The sequence below is a fragment of the Streptomyces sp. NPDC006643 genome, from assembly GCF_042870175.1.
GTDB lineage: Bacteria > Actinomycetota > Actinomycetes > Streptomycetales > Streptomycetaceae > Streptomyces.
Map to the genome: position 1 here is coordinate 247,398 of NZ_JBIAHA010000010.1, position 6,003 is coordinate 253,400.

Sequence of the window (6,003 nt, forward strand, 5' to 3'; positions counted from 1 at the left end):
TCCGGCGGAGACCGAACCGGTCGCGTTCAACTCCCGTTCACCCGTGGTCCGGCCATATGTCGCCCACCCCCCGTCCGGGCACCTCAGAAGCCGTCAGCGGGGCCTGTCTGGTGCGAAAGACGATCACATGGCATCGTCCCTGGGAGCCGGGGCGCACCTCCGTACGCGTACGCGCGCCCCACGCACGCCACGCGTCGAGCCACTCGGGAGCCACCGCATGACCTCAGCAGCCAGCCCGGCGCCCCTGTGGCAGCCGGACGCCGACCGGATCGCGGCGGCGCACGTGACCAGGTTCCAGACCTGGGCGGCCGAACGGTACGGGGCCCCCGCCGACGGCGGCTACGCGGCGCTGCACCGCTGGTCGGTCACCGAGCTGGAAACGTTCTGGACGGCCGTCACCGACTGGTTCGACGTCCGGTTCTCCACCCCGTACGAACGCGTACTCGGCTCACGCGCCATGCCCGGCGCCGAGTGGTTCCCCGGCGCCACCCTCAGCTACGCCGAGCACGCGCTGCGCACCGCCGAGGACCCGGCCCGCGCCGACGAACCCGCACTGCTGCACGTGGACGAGACCCAGGGCCCCACGCCCGTCAGCTGGGCGGAACTGCGCCGCCAGGTGGGCTCGCTCGCCGCCGAGCTGCGCGCCCTCGGCGTACGCCCCGGCGACCGCGTCAGCGGCTACGTCCCGAACGTCCCACAGGCCGTCGTCGCCTTCCTCGCCAGCGCCGCCGTCGGAGCCGTCTGGACGTCCTGCGCACCGGACTTCGGCGCCCGCAGCGTCCTCGACCGCTTCCAGCAGATCGAGCCCGTCGTCCTGTTCGCCGTCGACGGCTACCGCTACGGCGGCAAGGAACACGACCGCACCGCCACCGTCGCCGAACTCCGCGCCGAACTGCCCACCCTGCGCGCCGTCGTCCACATCCCGCTCCTCGGCACCCCGGCCCCCGAAGGCGCCCTCGACTGGTCCGCCCTCACCTCCGCCGACACCGAACCGGTCTTCGAACAGGTCCCGTTCGCCCACCCCCTCTGGGTCCTGTACTCCTCCGGCACCACCGGCCTCCCCAAGGCCATCGTCCAGTCCCAGGGCGGCATCCTGCTCGAACACTTCAAGCAGATCGGCCTCCACTGCGACCTCGGCCCAGGCGACCGCTTCTTCTGGTACACCTCCACCGGCTGGATGATGTGGAACTTCCTCGTCTCCGGCCTGCTCACGGGAACGACGATCGTCCTGTACGACGGCAGCCCCGGCTACCCCGACACCGGAGCGCAGTGGGGCATCGCCGAACGCACCGGAGCCACCCTCTTCGGCACCTCCGCCGCGTACGTCATGGCCTGCCGCAAGGCGGACGTGCACCCCGCCCGCGACCACGACCTCTCCAAGATCGCCTGCGTCGCCACCACCGGCTCACCCCTGCCGCCCGACGGATTCCGCTGGCTCCACCACGAGGTGGCCGACGACCTGTGGATCGCCTCCGTCAGCGGCGGCACCGACGTCTGCACCTGCTTCGCCGGAGCGGTCCCCACGCTCCCCGTCCACATCGGCGAACTCCAGGCCGCCTGCCTCGGCACCGACCTCCAGGCCTGGGACCCACAGGGCCGGCCGGTCATCGACGAGGTCGGCGAACTCGTCGTCACCAACCCCATGCCGTCGATGCCCGTCCGGTTCTGGAACGACCCCGACGGCAGCCGCTACCACGACAGCTACTTCGACATGTACCCCGGCGTCTGGCGGCACGGCGACTGGATCACCCTCACCGACCGGGGCTCCGTCGTCATCCACGGCCGGTCCGACTCGACCCTCAACCGCCAAGGCGTACGCATGGGTTCGGCCGACATCTACGAAGCCGTGGAACGCCTCCCCGAGATCCGCGAATCCCTCGTCATCGGCCTCGAAGAGCCCGACGGGGGCTACTGGATGCCCCTCTTCGTCCACCTCGCCGAAGGCGCCGTACTCGACGACACCCTGCGCGCCCGGATCAAGACAACCATCCGCCGGGAACTCTCCCCGCGCCATGTCCCGGACACGATCATCGAAGTCCCCGCCGTCCCCCACACCCTCACCGGCAAGCGCATCGAGGTCCCCGTGAAGCGCCTGCTCCAAGGCACCGAACTGGCCAAGGCGGTCAACCCCGGCTCGGTCGACAACCTCGAACTGCTCCACTTCTACGAGTCCCTGGCCCGGGAACGCCGCGAGGCCCGCGCCGGAGCCTAGAGGGTGTCCGAGGGCCGTTGTCAGACCCCCTGATTACTCTGAGTGAGCAGTGATCGACAGTGCTCAGGGGGAGACATGGCGCACACCAACCGCAAGAACAACAATCGCAAGAACAACCGCGGGAACACCGGACGGACCGGCCCGGCGGCGGCTTCGGGGCGCGTACGGAGCGAGCGGCGCACGCTGCGCCGCGAAGTGCCGTGCACCGTCGGGCTGCTCGCCGACGAGCAGGACTTCGCCGCCATGCGGCGCTACCGCAGCTTCACCTTCGACGACCACCCGAAGTATCTCCGGCAGATCGACGGACTGCTCCGCTCCCTCGCCACCGAGGGAGCACACACCGCCGTCGCCCTCTTCGACCCGGAGGAATTCGCGGAGTACTGCACGGAGGCCGGGCTCGCCCCCGACACCGCCGGCAGCCGGGCCCGCTTCACCGCACGCGTCGCGTCGACCGGCGGAGCCGTCGTGCCCTACACCGGCCAGCCCCTCGCCCACCTCGTCCCACAGCTCATCAACACCGCGGTCCGCAGGGCCACTTGGGAGTACGCGACCATGGTCCTGGCCGATCTCGGCGACTGCGCCGACTGCGGCGTCGACATCGGACGCGCCTCGTTCGACCGCGCCTCACGACTCCTGACCCATCTGATCGAGCGCGCCGGACCGGGCACGCACCACATCGTGTGCAGCGTCCCGACCCCGGACGAACAACTCCTCGCGGCCCTCCATGTGGAACGGCCCCCGACCGGCCCCGCCCGGCTCGACGCCTCCGAGAGCGCGGAGTTCGTGACCGTCCTCGCGGCAGGCATCGCACTCGACAGCCGCGGAGGAGTCGTCCTGCGTACGACAGGGCCCGACGCCCCGGACCGGCTCCACGGCTGGCGGCTCAGGGACAGCGGCCTCGCACCGCTCAGCGAGGCACAGGTCTTCAGCGCCTACTGCACGGACGCCGACACCGGCGAACCGCTCTCACCGGAGCCGGGGGTGGAGTACCGAGCGGGATTCGACCTCGGCATCGAGGACGCGGACATCCACCGCTGAACGCGAGGAGCTTCCCGCCGCGCCACGACGGGAAGCTCCTACGCCAGGTCTTCTACAGCAAGTGGCGATGACGAGTCACTCGCCGGACAGCACCGCCTGGGCGGCCGACCTCGCCCCCTCGGCGGTGTCCGCCGCGCGCGCGGCGGCAGCGGCACGCTCGCACTGCGCCAGGGAGTACTTCGCCAGCGTCGCCCGTACGTACGGAATCGACGCGGCACCCATCGACAGCGACGTCACACCGAGCCCGGTGAGCACACACGCCAGCAGCGGATCGGAGGCCGCCTCACCACACACACCACAGCTCTTGCCCTCGGCACCGGCCGCGTCCGCCGCCATCGCCACCAGATCGAGCAGCGCGGGCTGCCAAGGATCCTGCCACCGCGACACCGCACCCACCTGCCGGTCGGCGGCGAAGGTGTACTGCGCGAGATCGTTGGTCCCCAGCGAAAGGAACTCCACCTCCTGAAGAACCGAACGCGCTCGCAGAGCGGCCGACGGAATCTCCACCATCGCGCCGAACTTGGCGTTCAGCCCCGCCTCACGGCACGCGTCGGCGAACGCCTTGGCGTCGGTGCGGTCGGCCACCATCGGCGCCATGACCTCCAGATACACCGGCAGACCCTCGGCGGCCTTCGACAGCGCGGTGAGCTGCGTCCGCAGCACCTCCGGGTGGTCCAGCAGACTCCGCAGCCCCCGCACACCGAGCGCCGGATTCGGCTCGTCGGCGGGCGTCAGGAAGTCCAGCGGCTTGTCGGCGCCGGCGTCCAACACCCGTACGACCACCCGGCCTTCGGGGAACGCCTCCAGCACCTGGCGATAGACCTCGACCTGCTTCTCCTCCGACGGCGCCTGCTTGCTGTCGTCGAGGAACAGGAACTCGGTACGGAACAGCCCAACCCCCTCGGCGCCCGCCTCCACGGCCGCCGGCACATCGGCGGGACCACCGACATTAGCCAGCAGCGGCACCTTGTGCCCGTCGGACGTCGCACCGGGCCCGGACGACGCGGCCAGCGCCGCGCGCCGCTCCGCGGCGGCCTGCTCCAGGGCGGAGCGCTTCTCGGCGCTCGGCTCGACGAAGACCTCACCGGTACTGCCGTCGACAGCGACCATCGTGCCCTCGGCCAGCTCACCGGCACCGGGCAGCGCCACCACGGCGGGCACCCCCAGCTGACGGGCCAGGATCGCGCTGTGACTGGTCGGACCGCCCTCCTCGGTCACGAAGCCGAGCACCAGCGTCGGATCCAGCAGCGCAGTGTCCGCCGGAGCCAGGTCACGCGCGATCAGTACGTACGGCTCGTCGCTGTCCGGTACACCGGGCATCGGCACCCCGAGCAGCCGCGCCACGATCCGGTTCCGCACGTCGTCCAGGTCGGCGACCCGCCCCGCCAGATACTCACCGGCACCGGCGAGCAGCGCCCGGTAGGACGCGAAAGCGTCGTACACGGCCCGCTCTGCCGTGCTCCCGACGGCGATCCGCCGGTCCACGTCCGAGATCAACTCCGGGTCCTGCGCCATCATGGCCTGCGCTTCGAGCACCCCCTGCGCCTCACCGCCGGCCAGATTGCCCCGAGCGATCAGATCGGCGGCCACAGCCTCGACGGCCTGCCGGGCACGCCCCTGTTCGCGCTCGGCCTCCTCGGCCGCGATCTGCTTGGCCGGCGGTTCGAGAACCGCTGTACCCATGTGCCGAACCTCGCCGATAGCCACCCCGTGGCTGACGCCGACGCCTCGCAGCGTTGTCTGCATTGCACCCGTCTCCGGTTGTGCGGCGACCGACCGGATCGCCGCGGTTGATGAACCGACCGCCGGAGCTGAGGGCCGACGGCCGTGGCGACTGTGTCGCGGGGTCACGCCCAGCCGAAGAGCGCGTCGCCGGACTTCACTTCGCCGTCCTGGACGAGCCCCGACAGCGCGTCGGCACTCGCGTCCAGCGCCACCACCGGGCACACGGGCGACTTCCCGGCGGCCTCGACATCGACAGGGTTCCAGCGCACGACGCCCTGACCGCGCGTCACGGTGTCGCCCTTGGCGACAAGCAGCTCGAACCCGGCGCCGTTCAGCTGGACGGTGTCGATGCCGAGGTGCGTCAGCACACCGTGGTCCTCGGAGTCGAGGACGACAAAGGCGTGGGGATGGAGGGAGACGACGACACCGTCGACCGGCGAAACGGCCACGGACGGCTCACGGACGGGGTCGATCGCGGTACCGGGACCCACCATCGCACCGGAGAACACCGGATCCGGCACAGCCGCGAGTCCGATGACGCGGCCGGCGAGTGGGGACGTCACGCTGGTCATGGGGAGCCTCCCAGGGGGCGGAGATTCGTCTGCCGTCGTCACTACCTGTCATGAACGACGTACCGTTCAGAAGCGTAAGTCATATGAAGTGACGGTTCCGCCCGAGAGCTGCCAGTTGGCGGCCCCGCGACGCACGGAAAACGATTTGCCTGCCCGCCGGGGCGGCATGTACTGTCGTACTCCTGCCTGGCCCTTACCCGACTTCCAGTCGGCGGTCGGCAGCACCTATCAAGTCATAAACTCTCTCGGACAACAGCTTCCGCATGCCTGCGGAAGGGATGGTCAGGGAAAGCGAAAAGGCCTGATACTGTTTGAAACGTAAGGCCGAAGGGAAGCCCGGAGGGACCCGGAAACGGGACCGAAGGAAGCGTCCGTTCCTTGAGAACTCAACAGCGTGCCAAAAGTCAACGCCAGATATGTTGATACCCCGGCCTGGTTCACGGTTTCGTGGATCGG

General features: G+C 70.2%; 4 protein-coding genes. 2 read left to right on the top strand and 2 right to left on the bottom strand.

What is annotated here, in order from left to right; genetic code table 11:
• Positions 1 to 217: 217 nt before the first annotated feature.
• On the top strand, positions 218 to 2,212 hold the full coding sequence (locus tag ACFYNU_RS16300; RefSeq protein WP_356594942.1) for an acetoacetate--CoA ligase: 1,995 nt from the start codon (positions 218 to 220) through the stop codon (positions 2,210 to 2,212).
• A gap of 75 nt (positions 2,213 to 2,287) precedes the next feature.
• Positions 2,288 to 3,250: a hypothetical protein gene (locus tag ACFYNU_RS16305; protein WP_356594940.1), complete on the top strand. Its 963-nt coding sequence runs from the start codon at positions 2,288 to 2,290 to the stop codon at positions 3,248 to 3,250.
• 75 nt (positions 3,251 to 3,325) lie between these two features.
• On the opposite strand, the gene ptsP is transcribed toward ACFYNU_RS16305, so the two are convergent.
• Complete coding sequence (gene ptsP, locus ACFYNU_RS16310) at positions 3,326 to 4,996, bottom strand: phosphoenolpyruvate--protein phosphotransferase (RefSeq protein WP_356594938.1); 1,671 nt, start codon at positions 4,994 to 4,996, stop codon at positions 3,326 to 3,328.
• A gap of 101 nt (positions 4,997 to 5,097) precedes the next feature.
• A complete protein-coding gene (locus ACFYNU_RS16315; RefSeq protein WP_356594936.1) occupies positions 5,098 to 5,547 on the bottom strand; it encodes a PTS glucose transporter subunit IIA in 450 nt (149 codons plus the stop codon).
• Positions 5,548 to 6,003: the final 456 nt, after the last annotated feature.

What these genes read in the sequence shown, in the direction of transcription:
- ACFYNU_RS16300 (WP_356594942.1), top strand. Translation starts at nt 218, where the DNA reads ATGACCTCAGCAGCCAGCCCGGCGCCCCTGTGGCAGCCGGACGCCGAC.
- ACFYNU_RS16305 (WP_356594940.1), top strand. Translation starts at nt 2,288, where the DNA reads ATGGCGCACACCAACCGCAAGAACAACAATCGCAAGAACAACCGCGGG.
- ptsP (WP_356594938.1), bottom strand. Translation starts at nt 4,996, where the DNA reads ATGCAGACAACGCTGCGAGGCGTCGGCGTCAGCCACGGGGTGGCTATC.
- ACFYNU_RS16315 (WP_356594936.1), bottom strand. Translation starts at nt 5,547, where the DNA reads ATGACCAGCGTGACGTCCCCACTCGCCGGCCGCGTCATCGGACTCGCG.